This is a genomic window from Georgenia deserti (assembly GCF_042680605.1).
In the GTDB taxonomy this organism is placed as follows: Bacteria; Actinomycetota; Actinomycetes; order Actinomycetales; family Actinomycetaceae; genus Allobogoriella; species Allobogoriella deserti.
The window spans coordinates 91951-113522 of record NZ_JBHUEE010000006.1; the positions used below are offsets into that span (position 1 = coordinate 91951).

Here is a 21572-nt window from a genome sequence, read left to right on the forward strand (position 1 = left end):
TGAGTCGCGGATTTGCGGGACGACTGCTGCGTCCCGGGGCTTGGCCCGCGGGAGCGCCGCCCGACGTTATAGAATCCTATAGGATTAGGTCTAGTACTACAGAACCTGGACAAATTAGATCGGCCAGATGCCTAGCTGTCAAGATTGATTCCGACCGCTGGAGGAAGGGAGTGGATCGATGGCAGAAGCTGCAGAAGCTATGTATCGGGTGTCAGCAGCAGCGACGTCGAGCGATGAACGCTCCGACGTTTACCAGCAGTTGAGAGACCGCCTCCTCATCGGTGACATCCCACCGGGCGCACGCCTGAACATCGAGAAGCTCGCGCGCGAATCCGGGGTGTCGCCGACCCTGGTCCGCGAAGCGCTACTGCGGCTGGAGGGTGACGATCTCGTCGTCAGAGTCCACAACAAGGGCTACCGAACCACCGAACTACTCAACGTGCGAGAGCTGGAGGAGCTTTTTCAGCTGCGGCTACTTCTTGAACCATGGGCGGCGCGTCAGGCCGCGGCGCGAGAGCTAGGTGGGCCGTCCCGTACCCTCTTGGAGCAGGCGCACCAGATGGCCCAGGACGCGGAGATCGACGGAATTGACCGTCAGCGGCTGATCGAACATGACATGGAGTTCCATGACGGCATCGTCCGCGGGGCGGGGAATCGAGCCGTCCAGCGAGCCTTCGAGCGCACCCACTGCCACCTGCATCTGTTCCGGCTCTCGCCCCCGCACCTCGATGGGCGGCACACCGCCCACGAGCACACGGCTATCAGTGAGGCAATCCTTGCGGCGCAGCCTCGAGCGGCGGAGGCCGCCATGCGCGATCACCTGACGGCGTCCTATGAACGGTTCATTCGGACGGTGCCGCTAGCGTGACCGGCATTGCCTTAACGGTTGTCGCGGGGAGCGGCGTGTGCCCTAGCTCAGCAGGGCAGCGGCCGCCTGCCACCCGTTCGCGAGGATGTGGGCCACCACGACGGCCGTCAGATTGCGGTAGCGCCACCAGAGCACGCCCATGAGCAGCCCGAACGAGCCTTGCGCGACGATGAATCGAGCGCCGTCCAGGAGCGGCTGGCCGGTCCCGTGGGACGCGAAGTGCATGAGTGCGAACGCGAGCGTCGCGACGGCGATGCCCGGCCACGGTCCGAGCCACGCCTCGAGCCGCGTCTGCAGCCACCTGCGGTAGAAGAGCTCCTCCGCAACTCCCGCCGTCAGTGCCGTCATGACGGCTGAGACGAGAAGAACCACCGGATCGATCCCGCCGGCGTCGTAACGAGGGTTCCACGGGGCAACCTGTGACAGAAGCGTCCACGCGGCGACGACGACGGCCGGCGCCCACCACCGCCACGCCCGGGACGGCCGGTCGATGCGGACGCCCCCCAACGCGCCGACGATCACCGCTGCGACGCTGACGAGCATCAGGACCTTGACGAGGCCGTACGAGAGGCCGGAAAGTCCGCCGACGGCGGCGACGACCGGGAACGCGACCGCCACCCCGAGGAGGGCGAGGCTGGAACGACGCAGCGCCTGCGACGCGGTGGCGAGCGCAGGGAGCGCCGGTGGCCGCCACGGGATGACGAGTGCGAGCGCGATACCGGCGAGCGCCGGTGCCAGCACCACCCACCATGGCACCACCGGCGCACCGGGATCGGCCGAGACGGGGGCGCCGGTGGGGTAGACCACCAGCACGGTGACGAGGGAAGCGAGCCCGAGGAGGATGCACACGGCGAGGAGCCATCGCCCCACCCGTTCCGGGAACGTCGACAGGTGGAGCTGGCGTTGGCGCATGTGCGCCAGCCTCCAGGAGTTGCCGAGGTGCCTCAACCGACTCCCGCGGATGCGAGATCGGTCAAGCGCACCGTCGCGGTCAGGATCTGTCCGCGCTTCGCCGCGCCGTCGCACGTGGCGCAACTGTCGTCACCGAGGCATCGTCGTTCTACGGCGGATACGACATCGCCCGGTTCCAAGCCCCGTGGCACAACCTGTGGTGGCTGTTCTCGCCGACCGCCGGCTGAGCCGCCGCGTCCCGACTCGAAAAGGCGAGAGCCCTGGCGTCAGGCCGTGGACTAAACTTGGCACTGTGCGACGGGCCCGCAAGACCACTGCCGCTCCTGGTGATCCCGCCTTGAGTCTGGATGCGATCGACACCCAGATCCTCAACATGCTCCAGCTCAACGGGCGAGAGTCCTTCCGCGAGATCGCGCGAGCGGTCGGCGTATCGGAGGGAACTGTCCGGAGCCGGGTTCGCAGCCTCCGCTCCAGCGGGATGGTGACGATCGCCGCGATCGCCAACCCCTTCAAGCTGGGATACAGCGTGATGGTCTTCTGCTTGCTGAAGACCGAGGTGGGAAGCCAGCAGGCGGTGATCGACGCGATGGCCCCATGGGACGAGATCACGTATATCTCTTCCTGTACCGGCCGCGCGGACCTGTACGTGCAGATGGTGTGCCGCGACCACGAGCACCTCTGGGAGATCCTCAACGAACGTGTCCCCGCAGTGACCGGCATCCGCTCGGTCGAGACGTTTCACGAGATCAAGATGCACAAGGTGTCCTACGTCTACCCGGACCACGTGGACTCGCCCGACGCCGGTCCGCTCGCCAATCAGGCGGTCCGGTCTGCGGCGACTTCCCCGGTCGACGACGACGCCCGCGACGACATCGGCAGCACCAGCGACAGCACGACGTAAGTGACCGCACCCACGGCAAGCGCCGGGAGTGACGCCGTGAGGTACTTGAAGAGCTCCGAACGCGGCTCGTAGGTGACCGGGTTCAGCAGTAGCTGATAGGTGACGCTACCGAGGACCAGCGCGATGATCCCCGCCGGGTTGAAGCCTGCCACATACCAGTAATCCGATCCTCGGTCGTGGCGGTAGAGCGCGGAGACACGGAGCGAGGACAACCTCCGCAGGACGTACCAGTCCGCGATCTGGATCCCGACCATGGGCGCGATCATCAGTCCGACGAACGCCATGAAGCGGTCGATGTTGTCCGAGAATGGCCCGGAGAAGAACACCGTCACCAGCATCATCGGGGCTAGCACACCCGCCGCGATCCACTTCCACCGGACCCGGCTGCCGATCCAGGGCACCTGGGAGACCCCGAGCGAGGCGACGTAGGCGCCGATGAGAGTCGAGCCCAGGTTGGCGAACGCGATGAACACCAGCACGACGACGCCGCCGGTCGTCCCCGCGACCTCGATCGCCCAGACCGTGGCGTCGGCGTGCCCGGTCATCAACGCCGCGTAGAGGCTGACGGCCGCGACCACGACCCACGCCACGCCGAGCCCGAGCATCGACGGCAGCAGTGCTTTGCGACCGCTGTCGACCATCCGCACCATGCCGCCCATGTAGGACCACCAGCCCCAGGTGCTGACGATGAGCAGCTCGACGACGGAGGTGTAGTTGAGCAACCGGTCCGGCCAGGCCGCGATCGGGGCGGCGTCGAGTATGTTGGCCAGTCCGTACTCGCTGAAGAGCACGTAGAACAGCCAGACGGCGATGACGCACATCCCGACGGCGACCACGGGGCCCACCCGCTGCAGCGACGCTGCGCCGCGGCTGACCATCCACCACACGCCCACGATGCCCAGCACCGTGGTGACGGTGGCGATGGCCGAACGGCTGCCCTCGTCGGCGACGCCGGATGCGATGAGCACGGAGGCGACGGAGCGACCGAAGAACAGCATGAGCACGCTGTTCCAACCGAGCGCCGTGCAGTACTGCATGAACAGCCCGAGATAGCTGCCGCGGCTGCCGAGCTGCGGCTTCGTCGAGATGACTGTCTCGATGCCGTAGGTCGTGCTGCTGGGGACCGTGGCGAGCGTGACGAGCATCTGTCCGATGAGGCCGCCGGCGAGCATCGCGACTGTGCCCATCTTGGCGTCGAGATAGGACGCCGCAGACCCTCCGACGACGAATGACCAGGTCGCGATGCCTGCGGTGGTGCAGACGGCGCCGAGGACGAAACCGCTCCAGTTCCGTTGCCGCACCGGCAGCGGAAGGCTCGACCGCGCGACACGGATTCCGGGGGAGCTCACAGCCACCCCCAGACCAGCAGGGCGACCGGGGCCAGCAGTCCCAGGCCGACGAGGACACCGTAGTCGGTGCTGGAGAGCCCCACGCCGAGCGGGAACGCGTCCAGCTCGTCGGCGTCGAGCTCGGTGATCTCGTCTTCTGACACTGTCCGGTCACCCTCCATCGTGCGATTGACATACGTCAGTTTGTGAATGGCGTGCACCCGATCTTGGACAGTGTCACGCAGTACGCGTTACGTCAAAGGCGCTGGTCAAGTAGCAACAGTGCGTAGCAAAAGGTCACTTGCAGTGCGCGTTCCGTTATGGGGCGGGCTTGACTCAAGCCGGGGCGGCCAGGCAGCGTGTTTCGCGAACCGCACTGAACCACACATAGAGCTACGCATTGCGTAGTTCATCTCCGACGAAAGGATGCCTCGTGGACGATTTCCGTCCCCTCGTCCTGGGAATCGACGCCGGTGGCACGATGACCGACACGCTGCTCGTCGACGAACAGGGCAGGTTCGCGGTCGGTAAGGCATCGACAACCCCGCACAACGAGTCCGAAGGTTTCCTGGAGTCAGCGGAGGACGCTGCCGGCTATTGGGACCTCGGACTTCGAGAGACGTTCGAGCAGCTCTCCGTGGTGCTCTACTCGGGCACCGGCATGCTCAACACGCTGCTGTCCCGCACCGGGCGCAAGCTCGGACTTCTGGTGACTCGCGGCATGGAGGACGCGGTTCTCATGGGGCGCGGTCTTCAAGCTTGGTCCGAGTACTCCTACTCCGACCGGCTGCACGCCGTGACGCACCAGCACCCGGAGCCGCTTCTGCCTCGCCACCTGGTACGCGGTGTCACCGAGCGGATCGACCAGTTCGGCAACGAGATCGCGCCGGTCTACGAGGAAGAGGCCGCCCGCGCCGTCGAGGAACTGCTGGCGCAAGGGGTCGAGGCGATCTGTGTGTGCTGCGTATTCTCCTACGTCGACAACGCACACGAGCAACAGATCGCCGGCATCGCGCGCCAGGTCATCGCCGATCACGGTGCGGACATCCCGGTCCTGTGCTCGGCGACGGTGCGCCCGGTGATCCGGGAGCAGTCCCGCCTCAACAGCGTGCTCATCGAGGCGTACGCCGCCGACCGGGGACGTGACCAACTGCTCGGCGTCGAGGAGGCCTCGAACCGCAACGGCTTCCGGTACGGGGTCCAGACCGTGCTCTCCTACGGTGGCCTGGCGAGCATCCGGTACCCGCGACTGCACGAGACGATGATCTCCGGCCCCGTCGGCGGCATTCTCGGCGCGAAGTACATCGGCGACATCATCGGTGCCGACTCGGTCGTCGTGAGCGACATGGGCGGCACCAGCTTCGACATCAGCGCCATCACTGCGGGCAACGTGCCGATCGACAACGAGCCCACACTCGCACGGTTCAAGCTCAACCTCCCGACCATCGCCATGGACACCATCGGCGCCGGTGCCGGGACGATCATCAAGGTCGACCCGCTGACCAAGAAGGTCAGCCTCGGGCCCGAGAGCGCCGGCTCGACACCCGGGCCGGTGGCGTTCGATATGGGCGGCACTGAGCCGACGATCTGCGATTGCGACGTCGTCATGGGGCGTCTCAACCCCGACAATTTCCTCGGCGGCAAGGTCCGCCTCAACGTCGAGAAGGCCGAACAAGTCTTGCGCGAGAAGGTCGCCGATCCACTGGGCATCGATCTTTACGAGGCCGCCGAGGGCATGGCGAACCTCCTCGAGATGGATGCGCGGGAAGCCATCCGGCAGATGATCTCGGCCCGGGCCGTCGACCCCACCGAATACTCCCTCATGGCGTACGGCGGTTCGGGCCCGCTGCACATGGCTGAGTACAGCCGGGGGCTCGGGTTCAAGAACGTCCTCACCTTCCCCTTCGCCGCGGCGTTCTCGGCCTTCGGGTGCACCACGGCCGACTACCTACGGCGTTACAGCCGATCGGTGGACCTCTCGGTCGCGCCCGACGCGAGCCGGGAGGAGCGCGATGCCGTCCGGGAGGAGATCAATCACGTCTGGTCGCAGCTGCACGAGGCCGCGGTCTCCGAGATGTCCGACGAGGGCCACGCGCACGATGCGGTGCAGCTGCAGATGTTCGCAATGATGCGCTACACGGGCCAGCTCGAGGATGTCGAGGTGCCGATCGGCCTTGAGCGACTGCGGACAGACGCCGACCTCGACACGCTCGTCGAGGAGTTCGAGCGCCTCTATGCTGCGATGAACCGGGCGGTCGCCCAGTACCGGGAAGCGGGCCACAGCATCAAGGAACTGGGCCTCGTCGCCAAGGTCGACAAGATCAAGCCACGCGTTGTCAAGGCGCCGCTGGAAGGCCCGACGCCGCCGGCGGAGGCGTCCAAGGGCACTCGCCCGATGTACTACAACCGCGAGTGGCGCGACGCGTCGCTCTGGGAGATGGACCTGCTGCGGCCGGGCAACGAGATCGCGGGGCCGGCCGTCATCGAGCACCCGGCCACCACTCTCGTGGTCCCTGCCGGTGATCAGGTCTGGCTCGACGAGTGGACGATCCTCCACTACGAGCACGGCTGAGCACCCGCGCACCCGTTCGAGCTCCGGAGACGAAGGAACGCCAATGACTCTCACCGACCCCACCACCGAGAACCCGACGCTGCACGACCGGTTGCTCGCGGGCGACCGGATCTTTGCCGAGACCGGCAACTACGCGGGCATCGACACGCTCGAGCTGCGCGAGGACGACCCGATCAAGTACGAGAGCCTCCATGTGAAGCTGCGCTCCACCGTGGTCAACGCGCGCGACATGGCGCGGCGCATCTCCGCCTCGCCCGGCGTGCGCGAGGTGGGCGAGAGCGTGGTGGCGCTGTTCACGCCGGAAGGTGATGCGATCGCGCTGTCCACCGGAATCATGGTGCACGTCCACACCGCGAGTCGGTTCATCAAGTGGATGATCCAGAACGACTACGAGGAGTCCCCCGGCATCCGGCACGGGGACATCTTCGCCAACAACGACGCCTTCATCGGTACCGTCCAGGCTCCCGACGTCATCGACGTCACCCCGATCTTTCACGAAGGGGAGCTCATCGGCTGGGTCGCCGCCGTCTGTCACGAGCTCGAGGTGGGTGGCATCACCCCGGGAGGCGACGTCGCCCTGGCGCAGGAGCGGTACACCGAGGGCCTGTTCGTCTGTGCCGAGAAGGTGGGGGAGAACGACGAGCTGCGCCGCGACTACCTCATCCGGCTCGAGCGGAACCTGAGGATGCCGATCTACTGGGTGCTCGACGAGAAGGCGAAGGTGGCGGCCTGCCTGGAGGTGCGCGACCAGGTGCTGGACCTGGTCGATCAGGTCGGTGTCGACTATTACAAGCAGGCCACCAAGGAGTTCATCGAGGAGGGACGGCGCGGCCAGCTCTCCCGGATGCGGCAGCTGACGGTGCCCGGCCGCTACCGCGGCCACACCTTCTTCGGCCACGTCACCGAGGGCAAGAACGGCGTCCTGCCCCTCGGCAACAAGAACTGGCTCTACGCCATCCCGATGGAGATGGAGGTCTCCGCCGAGGGCAAGCTGAGCATTGACTTCGACGGCACCAACTCCTGGGGCTACCACTCGATGAACTGCACACCCGCCGGCATGGACGGCGGGATGTTCGTCACGCTCACCCAGCACATGAACTACGACGGCAAGGTCAACGACGGTGCCTGGCTCGCCACCGAGCTCAACCTGCCGTCGGGGACATGGACCAATCCCGAACGTGAAACCGTTGCGACCGCCACCTCGTGGGCGCTGTTGTTGCCGGCGTACGGCGTCTTCCAACGCATGCTGAGCCGCGGCTTCCTGGCGCGCGGCTTCAAGGAAGAGGTCTTCGTCGGCCAGGTCAACAGCCCGATGATCGAGATGGGTGGCGAGAGTCAGTACGGCGGGCAGTTCGGCATCGCCCTGTTCGAGTGCGCGGCAGCCGGCAGCGGTGCCCTGGGCATCAAGGACGGCCTGGACACCTCCTACGTCGGTTGGAACCCCGAATCCGACATGGGCAACATGGAGGTCTGGGAACAGGACATGCCCATGGTCTACCTCGGCCGCAGCATCAGCCCGAACTCCGGCGGCTTCGGCCGCTACCGAGGTGGCTGCGGGTTCGAGTCGCTGTGGCTGGTCAACAACTCCTCCCAACTGATCGCCGCGACCTCCGAGCACTCCAGCCGCGTCTTCGACAACGCCGGAATGTGCGGCGGCTACCCGGCACCGACCGTGCAGCTGCACCACTCGACCCACGATGCCGGGATCCCGGAGCGGGCGGCCGAGCGCAAGCCGCTCCCGCACTCGCTGGGATCCGACCCGCACGAGTCGGACCTGGCCAAGTTCGCCGACGGCACGACGCACGTCGAGGAAGGCCCCTACCTCGCCACGCCGCTGCGCCACGGGGACCTGTTCGCCCACTCCTACAACGGTGGCGGCGGGTACGGCGATCCGCTGGAGCGGGACCCCGGCGCCGTCGCACGCGACGTCGCCAACGGGTATGTCACCGCTGATGTGGCAGCGGCGGTCACCGGTGTCGTGGTCGAGGGGACCGAGGTGGACGAGGAAGCCACGCGAGCGCGTCGTGAGGGCATCGTCCGCGGCCGCCGGGAGAACAGTGTGCCGGTGAGCGAGTGGATCCAGCAGCAGAGCCAGCGGATCCGGCGCAAGGATCTCGCCCCCGAGGTTGCGGAGATGTACCGCGACAGCATGTCCCTCTCGCGCAGGTTCGCCGCGGAGTTCCGCGAGTTCTGGCAGCTGCCCGAGGACTTCGAGTTCGAGGCGCAGCCGACACGGTGAGCGGTACGGACCCCGAAGCGACCCAACCGACAGAAGGCGGAGCAATGACGAGCTACGACACCCACGCGATCGGCGACCTGATCGATGGGACCCTCCCGTGGCCGGCCACAAAACAGATGATGAGCGGCTACAAGGACGACACCCGGTTCGACACCTACCTGGAGGTGCTCCAGCAGCGGGTCCCGTGGCCGGAGGAGATTCTGCTGCCCATCGGCGAGCACCTGTACATCGTGAAGGGAGCCGAGGGGCGCGTCGTGAAGTGCGACTGCGGTCACGAGTTCGGCGACTACCGGGAGAACTGGAAGCTGCAGGCGCGGATCCGCGTACGGGACGACCAGGAGTCGATCGAGGAGATCTATCCCGGGCGGTTCGCCTGCGACGCGAGTTGGATGGAGCTGCGCGAGTTCCTGTGCCCGGGATGCCTCACGCTCCTCGAGGTCGAGGCCGCGCCGCCCGGGTTCCCCGTGGTCTTCGACTTCCTCCCCGACCTCGAGGCCCTCTATCAGGACTGGCTCGGGAGGCCGGTGCCGTGAACCGCAACGTCATCATCACCTGCGCCCTGACCGGCGCCGGAGACACCGTCGGCAAGTCCGAGCATGTGCCCGTCACGCCCGAGCAGATCGCCCGGTCAGGCATCGAGGCCGCGCGTGCCGGGGCGGCGATCGTGCACGTCCACGTGCGCGACCCGCAGAGCGGCCAAGGTTCGCGTGAGGTGGAGCTCTACCGCGAAGCGGTCGACCTCATCCGTGCCAGCGAGGTCGACGTCGTGGTCAACACGACGGCCGGCATGGGCGGCGACCTCTACCTCGACGCGAAGCAGCCGACCACGATCCTGCCCGAGACCGATCTCGTCAGCGGTGTCGAACGACTCGCGCACGTGGGCGAGGTCGATCCCGACATCTGCACGTTGGACTGCGGGAGCCTCAACTTCGGCGACGGGAGCCTGGTCTACGTCGGCACGCCCGACATCCTGCGCGACGGCGCGAAGCGGATCCAGGAGCTGGGCGTGCGGGTGGAGATGGAGATCTTCGATACGGGGCAGCTGTGGTGCGCCAAGCAGCTGGTCGACGAGGGCCTGATCGACGCTCCCGCCATGTTCCAGCTGTGCATGGGCATCCCGTACGGCGCCCCGGCGGACCCGCGGCTGCTGGCGACGATGGTCGAGCAGCTGCCTGCCGGCGCCGTCTGGTCCTCCTTCGCGCTGGGCCGGATGCAGATGCCGTGGGTGGCGCAATCCGTGCTGCTCGGCGGCCACGTCCGGGTGGGTCTGGAGGACAACCTGTATCTCAGCAAGGGGGTGAAGGCGACCAACGCTCAGCTGGTGGAGCGCGCGAGGACCATCATCGAGTCGATGGGCGCCTCCGTGGCCACACCCGACGACGCCCGCGAGGTCCTCGACCTGCCGGGCGGGACGCCGCGGTGAGCGCGGGGCCTGCGGCACTCTCGCCGTGGTGGGAACTGGTCCGCGACGAGTGGATCGACTACAACGGCCACCTCAGTGAGGCCTACTACGTCCTGGTGTTCGGGCACGCCACCGACTCCGTGATGGAGCAGGTGGGTCTCGGCCCCGACTACCGCGCGGCGCAGGGCGCCTCGCTCTACACGGTGGAGGCGCACGTGCGTTACCTGGACGAGGTGCTGTCCGGGGCCGAGCTGGAGGTGCGTTCGGCGGTGATCGGCGCCACCGACAAGCTCCTGCGGATCTGGCATGAGATGTGGTGCGCGGACACGTTACGGGCGAGCGAGGAGATTCTCGGCGTTCACGTGGCGCAGGGCCGATCGGCGCCGTTCCCGGCGGACGTGGTCGAGCGCATCGACGCGCTGGTGACCGAGCCCGTACCGGACGCCGGCCGGGCGATCGCTGTCGGTCCGGCCTCCTCAGCTCGTTGAGCCTCAGCGCAGCCGGCGCCGGTACTCGCCGGGCGAGCAGGCGCACATGCGGCGGAAGTGTTCGTAGAAGCTGCTCTGCGACGAGAACCCGGCCGCGTAGCCGATCTCGCCCACTGTCTGCGCCGTCGTGATGAGCAGCCGTTGCGCCTCGGCCACCCGGCACCGCAGGAGGTAGCCGCCGACGGTCGTGCCGACGATCCGCCGGAACAGGCCCATCGCGTAGGTGGGCGCGAGGTGGACCGTCCGCGCGACGTCGGAGGGGCTGATGGGGTCGCGGAACGAGGCCGCGATGTATCGCGCCATGGTCGCGACGTGCTCCACGGCGGCCGGCCGTTCGCCGTCGACGGTCGGGGAGCCGCCCTCCTGGCGGCCGCGCGGTGATTGCCGGTGGCGGGTGAGGATTCGCCGGACCACCGCTTGAGCCTCGAGCAGGGCGATCTCGGTGTGGTCCCCGGTCAGTTCGTCGCGCCACGACTCGAAGAGCGCCTCGATATCACCGGGGACGGCCGTCACCGGCGCGATGACGGGGTCCATCCGCAGCAGGGTGGAGACGTCGTCCTCCGGCAAGGACCAGCTGAGCACCGTGGCGAGCGGGATGTGCACCCAGCACACGTCGCCCCGGTGGGGGTGGATGAGGCGGTGCGGGGTGGCCGCCCAGAACACGGCGACGTGCCCCGCCTCGACGGACACGCGCGAGCCGCCGAACAGATAGTCCAGACGCCCGCGCAACACGACGTTGACCTCGAGATCGTCGTGCCGGTGTGGCCGGTCCATGGTGGGCGGATCCCCCCGACGGACCCAGAGAGCGGGGTCCATCTCGATCACCCCGGCGGAGACGCGAGGGGTCTCCGGTGCGTCCTTGCCCACCCGGCGGAGTCTAGCGACACACCTGAGGATCCCGGAGGATCTGTGCTCGATCACGGAGGTTTCGCCGAGTGACGCAGCCCTAGCCTGACCGTCATGGCGATGACGACGACGCAGCCCAAGATCACCATCATCGGCGCCGGCGGGTTCGTGTTCCCCTTCCGCCTCATCGGGGACCTCCTCAGCTTTCCCGCGCTACGGTCGGCGCGCCTGACCCTGATGGACATCGACGCCGACCGGCTCGCCCGGGTCGCCGGTGCCGCCCGGGACCTCGTCGACCACCACGGGTTCGACGCCGTCGTCGAGGAGACGACGGACCGGCGCGAGGCGCTCTCCGGGGCGGATTTCGTGATCATCACCTTCCAGGTGGGCGGGATCGAGTCCTACCGCCACGACGTCGAGATCCCGCGCCGCTACGGCGTCGACCAGACGGTCGGCGACACCGTCGGCCCGGGCGGGGTGTTCCGTTTCCTCCGCTCGGTGCCGGCCTACGAAGCCATCGCCGCCGACGCCCGGGAGGTCTGCCCCGACGCCCAGTTCATCAACTACGCCAACCCGATGGCGATGGCGACGGCGTTCCTGAACGCCCAAGGGCTGCGCACCGTCGGCCTGTGCCACAGCGTGCAGGGCACGACGCGCATGCTCGCCCGCACCCTCGACGTCCCCTACGACGAGGTCAGCTACCGGTGCGCCGGGATCAACCACCAGGCGTGGGTGCTCGAGTTTCGCCGCGGAGGCGAGGACCTGTATCCCCGGCTGCGGGAGACCATGCGCGCCCGGCACCTGCGCGGCCAGGCGGCCGCCGGCCTCGTCGCGGACGACGGTGACCACAGCGAGGCGGCCGAGGAAGCCAGCACCTACGAGGGCGGGAACGAGCAGGTTCGCACGACGATCATGGACGCCTTCGGCTACTTCCAGACCGAGTCCAGCCACCACGCGTCCGAGTACCTGCCGTACTTCCGCAAGACCCCCGAACTCGTCGAGGAGTACATCCCCCAGCGCTGGGACTACTACGAGATCTGCGCCGGTCACGACGAGAGCGGTGACGTCGATGCCCAGCTCACCAAGCTCAAGGAGCACCTCGCGCCGTCGGTCGAGTACGGCGCCAGCATCGTCAACGCCATGGTGACCGGAGCCCCGGCCGTCATCCACGGGAACGTGCCCAATGAGCCGGGCCTCATCTCCAACCTTCCCGAGGACGCCTGCGTCGAGGTGCCGTGCCTGGTCGACGCCGGCGGCGTCCAGCCCACGGCGGTCGGTGAGCTGCCGTTGCAGCTCGCCGCGCTCAACCGCACCAACATCGGTGTCCAGACGCTGGCGGTCCGGGCGGCACTGCGGTCGGACCGCGAGAACGTCTACCACGCCGTCGCACTCGACCCCCTGACCGGGGCGCTGCTGACCCTCGAGCAGATCCACGCGATGACCGACGAACTGCTCGAGGCGCACGCGGCCCTCCTCCCCGAGCCGCTGCGCCCGTAGCGGGTCAGCGGTCCGTCTGTCGCCGGTCCGCATCCATGCCTGACCGGTCGGCATCCATTCACACCGTCGTGCGAGGCCTCGAGGGAGAGGACCAGCCATGCACATCACCGGAAGGCAGCCGCCAGGTACCGGCCTCAGCCGGCGCCGGTTCCTGGCGGTGGCCGGGATCTCGATGGCCGGTGCGCTCGCCGCCTGCTCCGGCGAGCCGACCGGGACCACGCACCTTCGGCTCTCGTCCTGGAACATTCCGCTCGACCTGGAGTCCTACCAGCGCATCGCGGACGATTTCGTCGCTGACCATCCGGGCACGAGCGTGGCCGTCGAGGTGACCACGGGGCAGTTCCACCAGTGGTTCATCACCAGGCTCGCCGCAGACCTGGCACCGGACATCATCCGGATCACGCCGCAACAGATCGGGCGGTACGCGGCGAACGGAAGCCTGCTGGACATCTCCGCCGCCGTCCCGGACAGCTACCGCCAGGACTACTCCGACGCCTTCTGGGCGATCGGTGCACGCGAGAACGGCCTGTTCGGCGTCTTCCAGCACACCGACAACTTCATCACCTACTACCGCCGCGACGTCATGGACCGGATCGGCGTCACCCCGCCGACCTCGCTGGCCGACGCGTGGCGGTGGCCCGAATTCCTGGAGATCGCGCGGGAGGTGCAGCAGGCCACCGGCCAGTACGCCTTCGGGTACGGCTGGTCCGGCTCCGAGACCGCCTACCGCTGGCTGCCGATCATCTACCAGAACGGCGGCGCGTTCCTCGGCGACGACGGCGAGACACCCAGCATGGACACCCCCGAGGCGGTCGGCGCGCTCGAGTTCGGACGGCGCTGGTACGCCGACGGGCTCGTCTCCCCATCGAACATGTCCAAGTCCGGTGGCGGCGACGTCGCCCGCAACCTCTTCCTCACCGGCCAGATCGGCATGATGCTCAACAACCCGGAGTCCATCGCCCAGCTCGACGAGGAGATGCCGGGCGAGTGGGGCACCGCCCCGATGATCCGGAACGTGGGCGAGGCGTCCGACCTGGGCGGGAACGCCCTGGCGGTGACGAAATCGTCGAAGAACCCCGAGCTGGCGGCCGAGCTGGTCGCGTACCTGACCAGTCGGCAGAACGTCATCCGGTTCTGTCACGACGGCAACTGGCTGCCCGCCCGGTCCTCGCTCACCGCGGAGGACATCGACTACGCCGACAACGTCGAGACGATGCAGCGGTTCATCGACCAGGGCACGACCATCCCGATCGAGCTGGTCCGCGCCGAGACCGGCCAGTACTTCAGCTCGCTGAACATGGTCTTCGCCGACTACGCCGACCTGTGCTTCCTCGGCGAGCTGACACCGCGCGAGACGTCCGAGCAGATGATGGAGGCGATGCGCAGTGTCACGCAGCGATGACGCCATCCGCGTCCGGGAGCCGGCCGCGGCGGCACCGACACACCCCTCCGGACACCGACGCCGCGCCACCGGCCGCCGCGCGGTGGCGCCCTATCTCTTCATCGGTCCGGCGGCGTTGCTGTTCCTGTCCTTCTCCCTGGTGCCGATCGTCATCGCGGTGACTCTGAGCTTCCAGGAGACGGCCACCCTCGGGGAGGGGGAGTGGGTCGGGCTCGACAACCTCGCCACCATGACAGGCGACGGCCTGCTCCGCACCGCACTGGTGAACACCGTCGTCTTCACCGCCGGAACCGTTCCGACGGCGATGCTCGCCGGTCTCGGCCTCGCCGTCGCGCTGAACCGCCCCCTCCCCGGCCGGTCGTTGCTCCGGGCGGCGTTCTTCGTCCCCATGGTGGCCGCCGGCGTCGTCGTCGGGGTCGTGATGTCGTGGATCTTCAACGGCGATTACGGGGTGCTGAACAACCTGCTCGAGATCGCCGGTCTCGACCGGGTCCCGTGGCTCACCTCACCCAGGTTCGCGATGCTCACGCTCGTCGTCGTGGTGGTGTGGACCCGGATCGGTTTCTGCATGATCATCTACCTGGGTGCGCTCCAGTCCGTCCCGTCGGAGCTGCACGAGGCCGCCGCCATCGACGGCGCCTCCCCCTGGACGCGGTTCCGGCGGGTCACCTGGCCGCTCCTCGGGCCGACGACGTCGATCCTGCTGATCCTCAACGTCGTGTTCTCGATCCAGGCGTTCGACGTCATCTACGTGATGACCGGCGGCGGCCCAGGGTTCTCGACGACCGTGCTGATCCAGTACATCTTCCGGTCGGCGTTCGCCGACGCCCGGATGGGTTACGCATCGGCGCTGGGACTGCTCCTCGTCGCGATCCTGCTCGTCTTCACCCTGCTCAGACATCGTGCGTCCCGACGGGCGGAGGAGTTGCTATGACCACCACGCGCAACCGCCGGTGGCTGCTCACGGCGGCACTGGCCGCGCTCGCCGCGATCATGGTCTTCCCGCTGTACTGGATGGTGGTCTCGGCGCTGACCCCGGGCGGGCAGTCGCAGAGCCGGGAGTTCTATCTCTGGCCGGACGAGCCGACGATGGCCAACGTCGCGGAGGTCTTCGCCACCCAGCCGGTATGGCAATGGCTGACGAACTCGCTGCTCGTGGCCGGCGTCGGGACCGCGTTGAGCGTCTGCGTCTCCCTGCTCGCCGGCTACGCGCTTGCCAAGTTCCGCTTCCGCGGCCGGGGCCTGATCTACGCCGCGTTCCTCGTCACGATCATGATGCCCATCCAGGTCACGCTGGTGCCGGCCTTCCTCGTCGTCGCGCGCATCGGCCTGGTGGACTCACCCTGGGCGGTCATCCTGCCGACGTTGTTCGACGTCGTCGGGATCTTCATCGCCCGCCAGTTCATGCTCGGCGTGCCGGACCCGCTGCTCGAGGCCGCCAGGCTCGACGGCGCCGGGGAGTTCCGCACGTTCCGCAGCGTCGTCCTGCCCACCTGCGGTCCACTGATCGGCGTGCTCGTGATCCTCGGGTTCATGACGCGGTGGAACGACTTCCTCTGGCCGCTCGTCGTGCTTCAGGGCAACGAGAACCTCACGGTGCCGGTCGGGCTCTCGACGCTGACGAACAACCCGGCGTTCTCCTCGCCGTGGGGCGCGGTCATGGCCGTCGCCACGGTGACGGTGCTGCCGTTGCTGGCGGTGTTCCTCGTCTTCCAGCGCCAGTTCGTGCAGGGGATCGCGAACACGGGCATCAAATAGCGCCTGAACTCCTCTGCTCGGCGGCACGGTCTCGGTCGGTGCCCGCGGCGCGCGGCTCCTCCCTGGCGGCGGCCATGCCCACCGGGTGATCCTGCGGTCCGGGAGGTGTGCGGCCCTGCCTCGCGGGTGGCCCCATGCGACGACGCAGAATGGCGTTCCGCTTTCTCGCAACCGGGAGAAGGCCAGGAGAAGAATTGTCGGAAACGGCAGGGTGGATGCCTGGTGAACGATTCATAAATTTGGCTGACAAGTATTCGTCGCCGGATTGTCGATCGACCTGTGCACCAGCCGGAACCGTTGTCACGACACCGCAAGAGCCGACTCGCCGACAGTGCGTCGAACGGAGGTCTGAGGTGGCGCCGAGAATGCGGCGAAGAGATGAAAGAACTCTCATCCGGACCTCATGGTGAATTCATCGTGGATCGATGGACTTTTTGTCGTCCGAAATATTCGTGGTCCGGCCCAGGGAGCCTCCATGCGGTCAGCATCGATCACCCACCTCACGTCCCAGAACCTCGCCCGCCCCGCCCACACCGGCCGGCCCGGACAGTCCGATGTCCCGGTCGTGCTCTCGCCCGCCGGCCTGGCCCACGCCCTCGTGGCCTACTCGGCGAGCCGGGTGGACCTCACCCGGGCACGCGCAGTTCTCACCGACGGCGTCCCGCGTTTCGGGGACCTCGTCCTGGCAGCCGTCACCGGCGTCGGACAGCATGCCCGGCTGGAGAACCAGCACGGGCGGAAGGCACCGCTCACCGAAGGGGTGCAGGTCGTCGCCGCGTACGGGACGCGGTACGCACCGGACCAGTTCGAGGCCGTCGTGCCGGACGACCTCGGGCCGTGCGAGCTCGTCGCGGCCGGCGGGATCGCCGGGCGCGTCCTGAGCCAGCACGCCCAGGTCAAGGACGCGACCCGTATCGAGCCGATCGGCATCCTGCTCGACGCGGGCGGCCGGCGCCTGAACACTACCGACGGCGCATGGTTCCCGACGACGCCGCACAGCGGCGTCGACCCCGTGGTCATGCTCGTCACCGGCTCGTCCATGAACTCCGGTAAGACGACGACAGGTGCGATGCTCTGCCGTGGCCTGCGGGCGGCGGGGTTCCAGGTCGGCGCGGCCAAGGTGACCGGAACCGGTGCCGGCAACGATATGTGGGCCTTCCACGACAACGGGGCACGCCCCGTCGTGGACTTCACCCACGCGGGCTATCCCAGCACCTGGCAGGTCCCCCTCGAGGAACTCGTGCGGATCTATGAGCAGAGCGTGGACCACCTCGCTGCCGCCGGCTGCGACGTCGCGGTGATCGAGGTCGCGGACGGGATCTACCAGCCGGAGACCGCCGCGCTCCTGCGCCACCCGGCCGTGCGCGCCCGCCACGACGGCATCCTCTTCGCCGCCACGGACCCGTTGTGCGCCACCGCGGGGTACGGCTGGCTGCGTGAACAGGGGTTCGAGCCGCTGGCCGTCACGGGAGTGCTCAGCGCGTCCGTCCTCGGCACGCGGGAGTTCACCGCCGTCATCGACCACCCGGTGTGGGACTCCTCGGCCCTCAGCGACGCCACCCGAGCCGCACACCTCGTCCGGACGCTCCTCGAACGGCGAGAGGCCGCCGGATGACAGACCTGCCGAGCCCCATCGCCCGCGGCCGGCGCCTGCTGTTCGCCGCCCTGGTGGCCATCGGCGTGGGCCAGGCCGCAGGCGCCGTCGGCCTCGCCCAGATCGTGCAGTGGGCGTTCGACCGGCTCGTCGCGGAATGGGCGGCCGGGACGCTCACACCACCGACGGCCGGCGAGCTCGTGCTCCTCCTCGGCGGTCTGCTCGGCGCGGTGCTGATCACCGCCGTGTGTCGTGCGGCCGAACGCGTGACGGCGGAGCGTCTCGGCCAGCGGTACGTCACCCAGGTTCGGGCGCTGCTCTTCGATCACCTCACCACCGTTCCGGCGCGCGCACTGCGTGGGCGGCGCTCGGGTTCCCTGCTCATGCGGTTCGTCGGCGACCTGAACGCGCTGCGCTCCTGGGTCAGCCTCGGCCTCGCCCGGCTGACCGTCGCCGGTGTCGCGGTCGGGCTCGTCGTCATCACCCTCGCGCTGACCGCGCCAGGGCTGACGTTGGCGGTGGCGGGCGTCCTGACGCTCGGCGCCGCCGGTACGGTCCTGACCAGTCACCGACTGGTCGTGACCTCCCGCCGCGCCCGCCGGCGGCGGGCACGCCTGGCCGGCGAGGTCTCCGAACGGTTGATCAACGTCGGGGTTGTTCAAACCGGTGGGCAGACGCGGCGGGAGAGCCGCCGGGTCGGCCGCAAGAGCAGACGTGTCGCCGAGGCCATGGTGGACCGGGCACGGGCCGCAGGAGCGGCACGCGCCGTCGCCGAGGCGACAGCGGGGCTGGCGACCGTCGCCGTCGTGCTCGTCGGGGCGGTCGAGGTCCGGCAGGGCTCCACGAGTCCGGGTGCGGTGGTCGGCGCGCTCGCCGTCGTCGGCCTGCTCTCGGCGTACCTGCGCGATCTGGGGCGGGTCGCCGAGTACGCGACCGGCGCGCGGGTGGCCCGAGAGGCCGCACGCCGCTTCCTTGCCCTGGAGCCGCTCGCGGACGACCCGGCGCTGCCGGACCTTCCCGACGGCGCGGGACGGCTCGAACTGCGGGACGTCCACCTCGACCCCGGGGTCCGGGGGATCAGCGCCGTCGCGCAGCCCGGGCAGGTCGTCGCGATCGTCGGCCCGAACGGTGCCGGCAAGTCGAGTCTGGTCGCGCTCGCGGCCCGGCTCGTCGACCCGGACAGCGGCACCGTTCTGCTCGACGGGAAGGTGCTCAGCGAGGTGAACCTGCAGTCGCTGCGGCACGAGGTCGGGGTGATGAGCCCGGATCTGCCACTGATCCGAGGCTCGGTTCGCCGTAATGTCACGTACCGGCACCCGCGGGCGACGCTGCCGATGGTTGTCGCCGTGTTCGAGGCGTGCGGTCTCGGCCCGGTGATCGCCGCCCTGCCCGAACGCTGGGAGACCGGGGTCGGCGAGGGGGGCGGCCTGCTGTCCTCGGGGCAGCGCGCCCGCATCGAACTCGCGCGCGCGATGCTCGGCGACCCGCGCCTTCTCGTGCTCGATGAGGCGGACGCCCATCTCGACCGCCAGACCCAAGAGATCCTCACTGCGGCGGTCCGCGCCCGGCGCGGCACCACCCTCGTGATCACGCACCGGCCCGATCTCGTGCGGATCGCCGACGTCGTCTGGCATCTGAGCGAGGGCCGGCTCGTCGAGCAGGGGCCGCCGGGCGAACTGCTCGAACGCGGCGGCCCGACTGCACGCCTTCTCGCCACGACCGACGAGGCGGTCGCTCGATGACCGAGCCGGCCGCCGTGAGTCCGCCCGCGACGTCGCGGGCTGGAAGTCAAGGAGGAACACCATGACCGAATCCAAGGCGCTGGCCCTCGTGCTCGGCGCGGCGCTGGTGGCGGCGGTCGCCGCACCCGTGCGGGAGAACTGGCGCACCGACAAGCATGACGACTTCCCCCTCTCGTACTATCCGATGTTCTCCGCGCGGCGCCGCCCGCACGGACACGTGGTGCACGTACTCGCCGACTACGCGGACGACTCCAGCCGGAACGTGAGCTACCGGCGCCTGGGCGCCGGCGGCTTCAATCAGGTCCGCCGCCAGATCGCCCGGCGGGCAGCCTCGCGCAGCGGTGCCGAGGAGCTTGCCCAGGACGTGCTCCGCCGTCTCTCGGCCGACCCGGACGTCCCGAGCGGGATCCGCGTGGTCCGGTCGACCTACGTCTACGACGACTTCTTCGCCGGGCGCCGCGACCCCAGCCGGCGACGGGTACTCGGCCGGGCGAGCACGTCCGCGACCACCGGCACCGGCGGCAAGGGCGAGAACGACGAGCGGAAGGCGGGATGATGCGACGACGGACGAGACCGCGCGCGTGGGCCGCTGCGGCGGCACGGCGCCTGTTCGAAGCGGCGCCGCCGCAACGGCTCGCCGGATCCCGGATCGTGCTCGGTGCCTACACCCTCGCCTACCTCCTTCCCCGTCGGCGCATGTTCGCCACGGTGCATCGCACCGACCCCGCGCTCTTCGCGCCTGTCGGTCCGGTCCGCGTGCTCCGGCGGCCACTTCCCGCGCCGGTCGCCGACGGCCTGGTGCTCGCCGAGCTTGCGGCGGCCACGGCGTTCACCGTGGGGCTGTGCCACCGGGTGACCGGCCCGGCGCACGCCGCCCTCCTGCTGTGGACGGTGAGCTACCGCAACTCGTGGTCGATGATCTTCCACAGCGACAACACGACCGTGCTCCACACCGTGATCGCAGGGGTGAGTCCCTCGGCCGACGCCTGGAGCGTGGACGCTCTCGTCCGGGGGCGTCGAGGCGCCCGGACGCCGGCCCCGCACTGGTGCTACGGCTATCCGGCACACGTCGCCTCCGGGGTGACGGCGGTGACGTACTGGCTCGCCGGGATGGCGAAGGTGACCGGACCGCTGGGCTGGCGCTGGGGGACCGGTGCGGCACTGCGGAGCCAGGTGGCGGCGGACGCCCTGCGCAAGGAGGTGCTCGGGTCCTCGGCCGCCCCGCTCGGCAAGGCCTTGTACGGCCACCGCACACCGTGGGCCCTGGCGGCCGGCCCGTCGTTGGCGATCGAGCTCGGCGCGCCGGTCGCGCTGCTCCACCCGCGTCTGGCCAGGCTGTGGGCAATCTCCGCCCTCGGCATGCACTGGGGCATCAAGGCGCTCATGGACATCACGTTCCGTTACCAGCTCTCGGGCGTCGCCTACGCCTCGCTGGTCCCCTGGGAGGAACTCGACCGGCTGTCGCGAGTGGGCGCCGGGTCACGTCTCGTAAGATCACGGTTCTGCCGTGCCGACGAGGCGGCGGAACCGAAGCGAAAGTGGCATTGTCGCGGGCGGCGTATCGGCACATAGGCAGGACTTGCGTCGTCCGATAATGTGCGGGCATGCCGGATCCGCAGCATGGCGGTATCCGCCTGGCACGTGCCGGGATGGTCAACGCGGGGGTATTTGCCCTCACTACCGGGGCACACCTCGTGGCTGGGGGGAGCCTGCCTGAGCCGTTGGTGCTCTTCCTCCTGGGTGTCTTCGTTCAGCTCGGCTGCGTGGCTGTCGTCCGGCGGCTGTCCTTCCCGGCAGTGCTGGCGGCACTTTCCACCGGACAGGTTGTGCTCCATCTCGCGTATGAGGCTGCCGCTGCGGGCAGCGGACGCGGCGCCGGTGGAAGCCTCGCCACGTCCGTCGGTGATCACACGGGGGCTGCTGGCTCGCCCCCGGCGGGTCCGGTCGGTCACGGTGCCCAGCTGGAGCACGACTCCGTCGTGATGTTCGCCGGGCACGCCGTGGCCACGATTCTCAGCGCTCT

The 21572-nt window shown here is 68.8% G+C and carries 19 protein-coding genes; 15 read left to right on the forward strand and 4 right to left on the reverse strand.

Translation table 11 applies throughout. The features are described from left to right. Positions 1-178 precede the first annotated feature (178 nt). Positions 179-868: a GntR family transcriptional regulator gene (locus ACFSE6_RS12065; protein ID WP_388007128.1), complete on the forward strand. Its 690-nt coding sequence runs from the start codon at positions 179-181 to the stop codon at positions 866-868. A 42-nt stretch (positions 869-910) separates the two neighbouring features. Here ACFSE6_RS12065 and ACFSE6_RS12070 read toward each other — a convergent pair whose 3' ends face one another. Next, positions 911-1780: a CPBP family intramembrane glutamic endopeptidase gene (locus tag ACFSE6_RS12070; RefSeq protein WP_388007131.1), complete on the reverse strand. Its 870-nt coding sequence runs from the start codon at positions 1778-1780 to the stop codon at positions 911-913. 292 nt (positions 1781-2072) lie between these two features. Here ACFSE6_RS12070 and ACFSE6_RS12075 point away from each other — a divergent pair, with 292 nt between their 5' ends. Next, positions 2073-2681, forward strand: a complete 609-nt coding sequence (locus tag ACFSE6_RS12075; RefSeq protein ID WP_388007133.1) for an Lrp/AsnC family transcriptional regulator — start codon at positions 2073-2075, stop codon at positions 2679-2681. On the opposite strand, the gene ACFSE6_RS12080 is transcribed toward ACFSE6_RS12075, so the two are convergent. Continuing rightward, a complete protein-coding gene (locus ACFSE6_RS12080; protein WP_388007136.1) occupies positions 2597-3982 on the reverse strand; it encodes a cytosine permease in 1386 nt (461 codons plus the stop codon). The genes ACFSE6_RS12075 and ACFSE6_RS12080 overlap by 85 nt on opposite strands. 44 nt (positions 3983-4026) lie before the next feature. Beyond that, positions 4027-4173 (reverse strand): hypothetical protein, encoded by a 147-nt coding sequence (locus ACFSE6_RS12085; RefSeq protein WP_388007139.1) that lies wholly within the window; start codon positions 4171-4173, stop codon positions 4027-4029. A gap of 269 nt (positions 4174-4442) precedes the next feature. Between ACFSE6_RS12085 and ACFSE6_RS12090 the strand changes: the two genes are divergently transcribed. From ACFSE6_RS12090 to ACFSE6_RS12110, 5 genes are read left to right on the forward strand one after another with little or no spacing between them, the layout of a single operon-like run. Continuing rightward, entirely contained in the window at positions 4443-6581 is a 2139-nt protein-coding gene (locus tag ACFSE6_RS12090; protein WP_388007141.1) for a hydantoinase/oxoprolinase family protein, read from the forward strand. 43 nt (positions 6582-6624) lie between these two features. After that, complete coding sequence (locus ACFSE6_RS12095; protein WP_388007144.1) at positions 6625-8820, forward strand: hydantoinase B/oxoprolinase family protein; 2196 nt, start codon at positions 6625-6627, stop codon at positions 8818-8820. 44 nt (positions 8821-8864) lie between these two features. Beyond that, the gene (locus ACFSE6_RS12100; protein WP_388007147.1) at positions 8865-9353 is read left to right on the forward strand and encodes an acetone carboxylase subunit gamma; all 489 of its coding nucleotides are present in this window, start codon (positions 8865-8867) and stop codon (positions 9351-9353) included. Continuing rightward, entirely contained in the window at positions 9350-10243 is an 894-nt protein-coding gene (locus ACFSE6_RS12105) for a beta-keto acid cleavage family enzyme (protein WP_388007149.1), read from the forward strand. The genes ACFSE6_RS12100 and ACFSE6_RS12105 overlap by 4 nt, the downstream gene beginning before the upstream one ends. Next, entirely contained in the window at positions 10240-10710 is a 471-nt protein-coding gene (locus ACFSE6_RS12110; protein WP_388007152.1) for a thioesterase family protein, read from the forward strand. Before ACFSE6_RS12105 ends, ACFSE6_RS12110 begins: the two co-directional genes overlap by 4 nt. A 3-nt stretch (positions 10711-10713) precedes the next feature. Here the strand turns inward: ACFSE6_RS12110 and ACFSE6_RS12115 are convergent, their stop codons facing one another. Beyond that, the gene (locus ACFSE6_RS12115) at positions 10714-11577 is read right to left on the reverse strand and encodes a helix-turn-helix domain-containing protein (RefSeq protein WP_388007155.1); all 864 of its coding nucleotides are present in this window, start codon (positions 11575-11577) and stop codon (positions 10714-10716) included. Between the two features lie 99 nt (positions 11578-11676). On the opposite strand from ACFSE6_RS12115, the gene melA reads away from it, so the two are divergent. The 8 genes from melA (at position 11677) to ACFSE6_RS12155 (ending at position 21121) form a co-directional block, all read left to right on the forward strand. After that, a complete protein-coding gene (melA, locus tag ACFSE6_RS12120) occupies positions 11677-13053 on the forward strand; it encodes an alpha-galactosidase (RefSeq protein WP_465254151.1) in 1377 nt (458 codons plus the stop codon). A gap of 97 nt (positions 13054-13150) precedes the next feature. Further along, the gene (locus tag ACFSE6_RS12125; protein ID WP_388007161.1) at positions 13151-14455 is read left to right on the forward strand and encodes an ABC transporter substrate-binding protein; all 1305 of its coding nucleotides are present in this window, start codon (positions 13151-13153) and stop codon (positions 14453-14455) included. Further along, on the forward strand, positions 14439-15389 hold the full coding sequence (locus tag ACFSE6_RS12130) for a carbohydrate ABC transporter permease (protein WP_388007164.1): 951 nt from the start codon (positions 14439-14441) through the stop codon (positions 15387-15389). The genes ACFSE6_RS12125 and ACFSE6_RS12130 overlap by 17 nt, the downstream gene beginning before the upstream one ends. Further along, positions 15386-16213: a carbohydrate ABC transporter permease gene (locus ACFSE6_RS12135; RefSeq protein ID WP_388007167.1), complete on the forward strand. Its 828-nt coding sequence runs from the start codon at positions 15386-15388 to the stop codon at positions 16211-16213. The genes ACFSE6_RS12130 and ACFSE6_RS12135 overlap by 4 nt, the downstream gene beginning before the upstream one ends. 475 nt (positions 16214-16688) lie before the next feature. Then, the gene (locus ACFSE6_RS12140; protein ID WP_388007170.1) at positions 16689-17828 is read left to right on the forward strand and encodes a P-loop NTPase family protein; all 1140 of its coding nucleotides are present in this window, start codon (positions 16689-16691) and stop codon (positions 17826-17828) included. Next, a complete protein-coding gene (locus ACFSE6_RS12145) occupies positions 17825-19549 on the forward strand; it encodes an ABC transporter ATP-binding protein (protein WP_388007173.1) in 1725 nt (574 codons plus the stop codon). The genes ACFSE6_RS12140 and ACFSE6_RS12145 overlap by 4 nt, the downstream gene beginning before the upstream one ends. A 61-nt stretch (positions 19550-19610) precedes the next feature. Continuing rightward, positions 19611-20105, forward strand: coding sequence for a hypothetical protein (locus ACFSE6_RS12150; protein WP_388007176.1), 495 nt, complete (start codon positions 19611-19613; stop codon positions 20103-20105). Further along, positions 20105-21121 carry a hypothetical protein gene (locus ACFSE6_RS12155; protein ID WP_388007179.1) on the forward strand — a complete coding sequence of 339 codons (1017 nt, stop codon included), beginning with the start codon at positions 20105-20107 and terminating at the stop codon, positions 21119-21121. Before ACFSE6_RS12150 ends, ACFSE6_RS12155 begins: the two co-directional genes overlap by 1 nt. Positions 21122-21572: the final 451 nt, after the last annotated feature.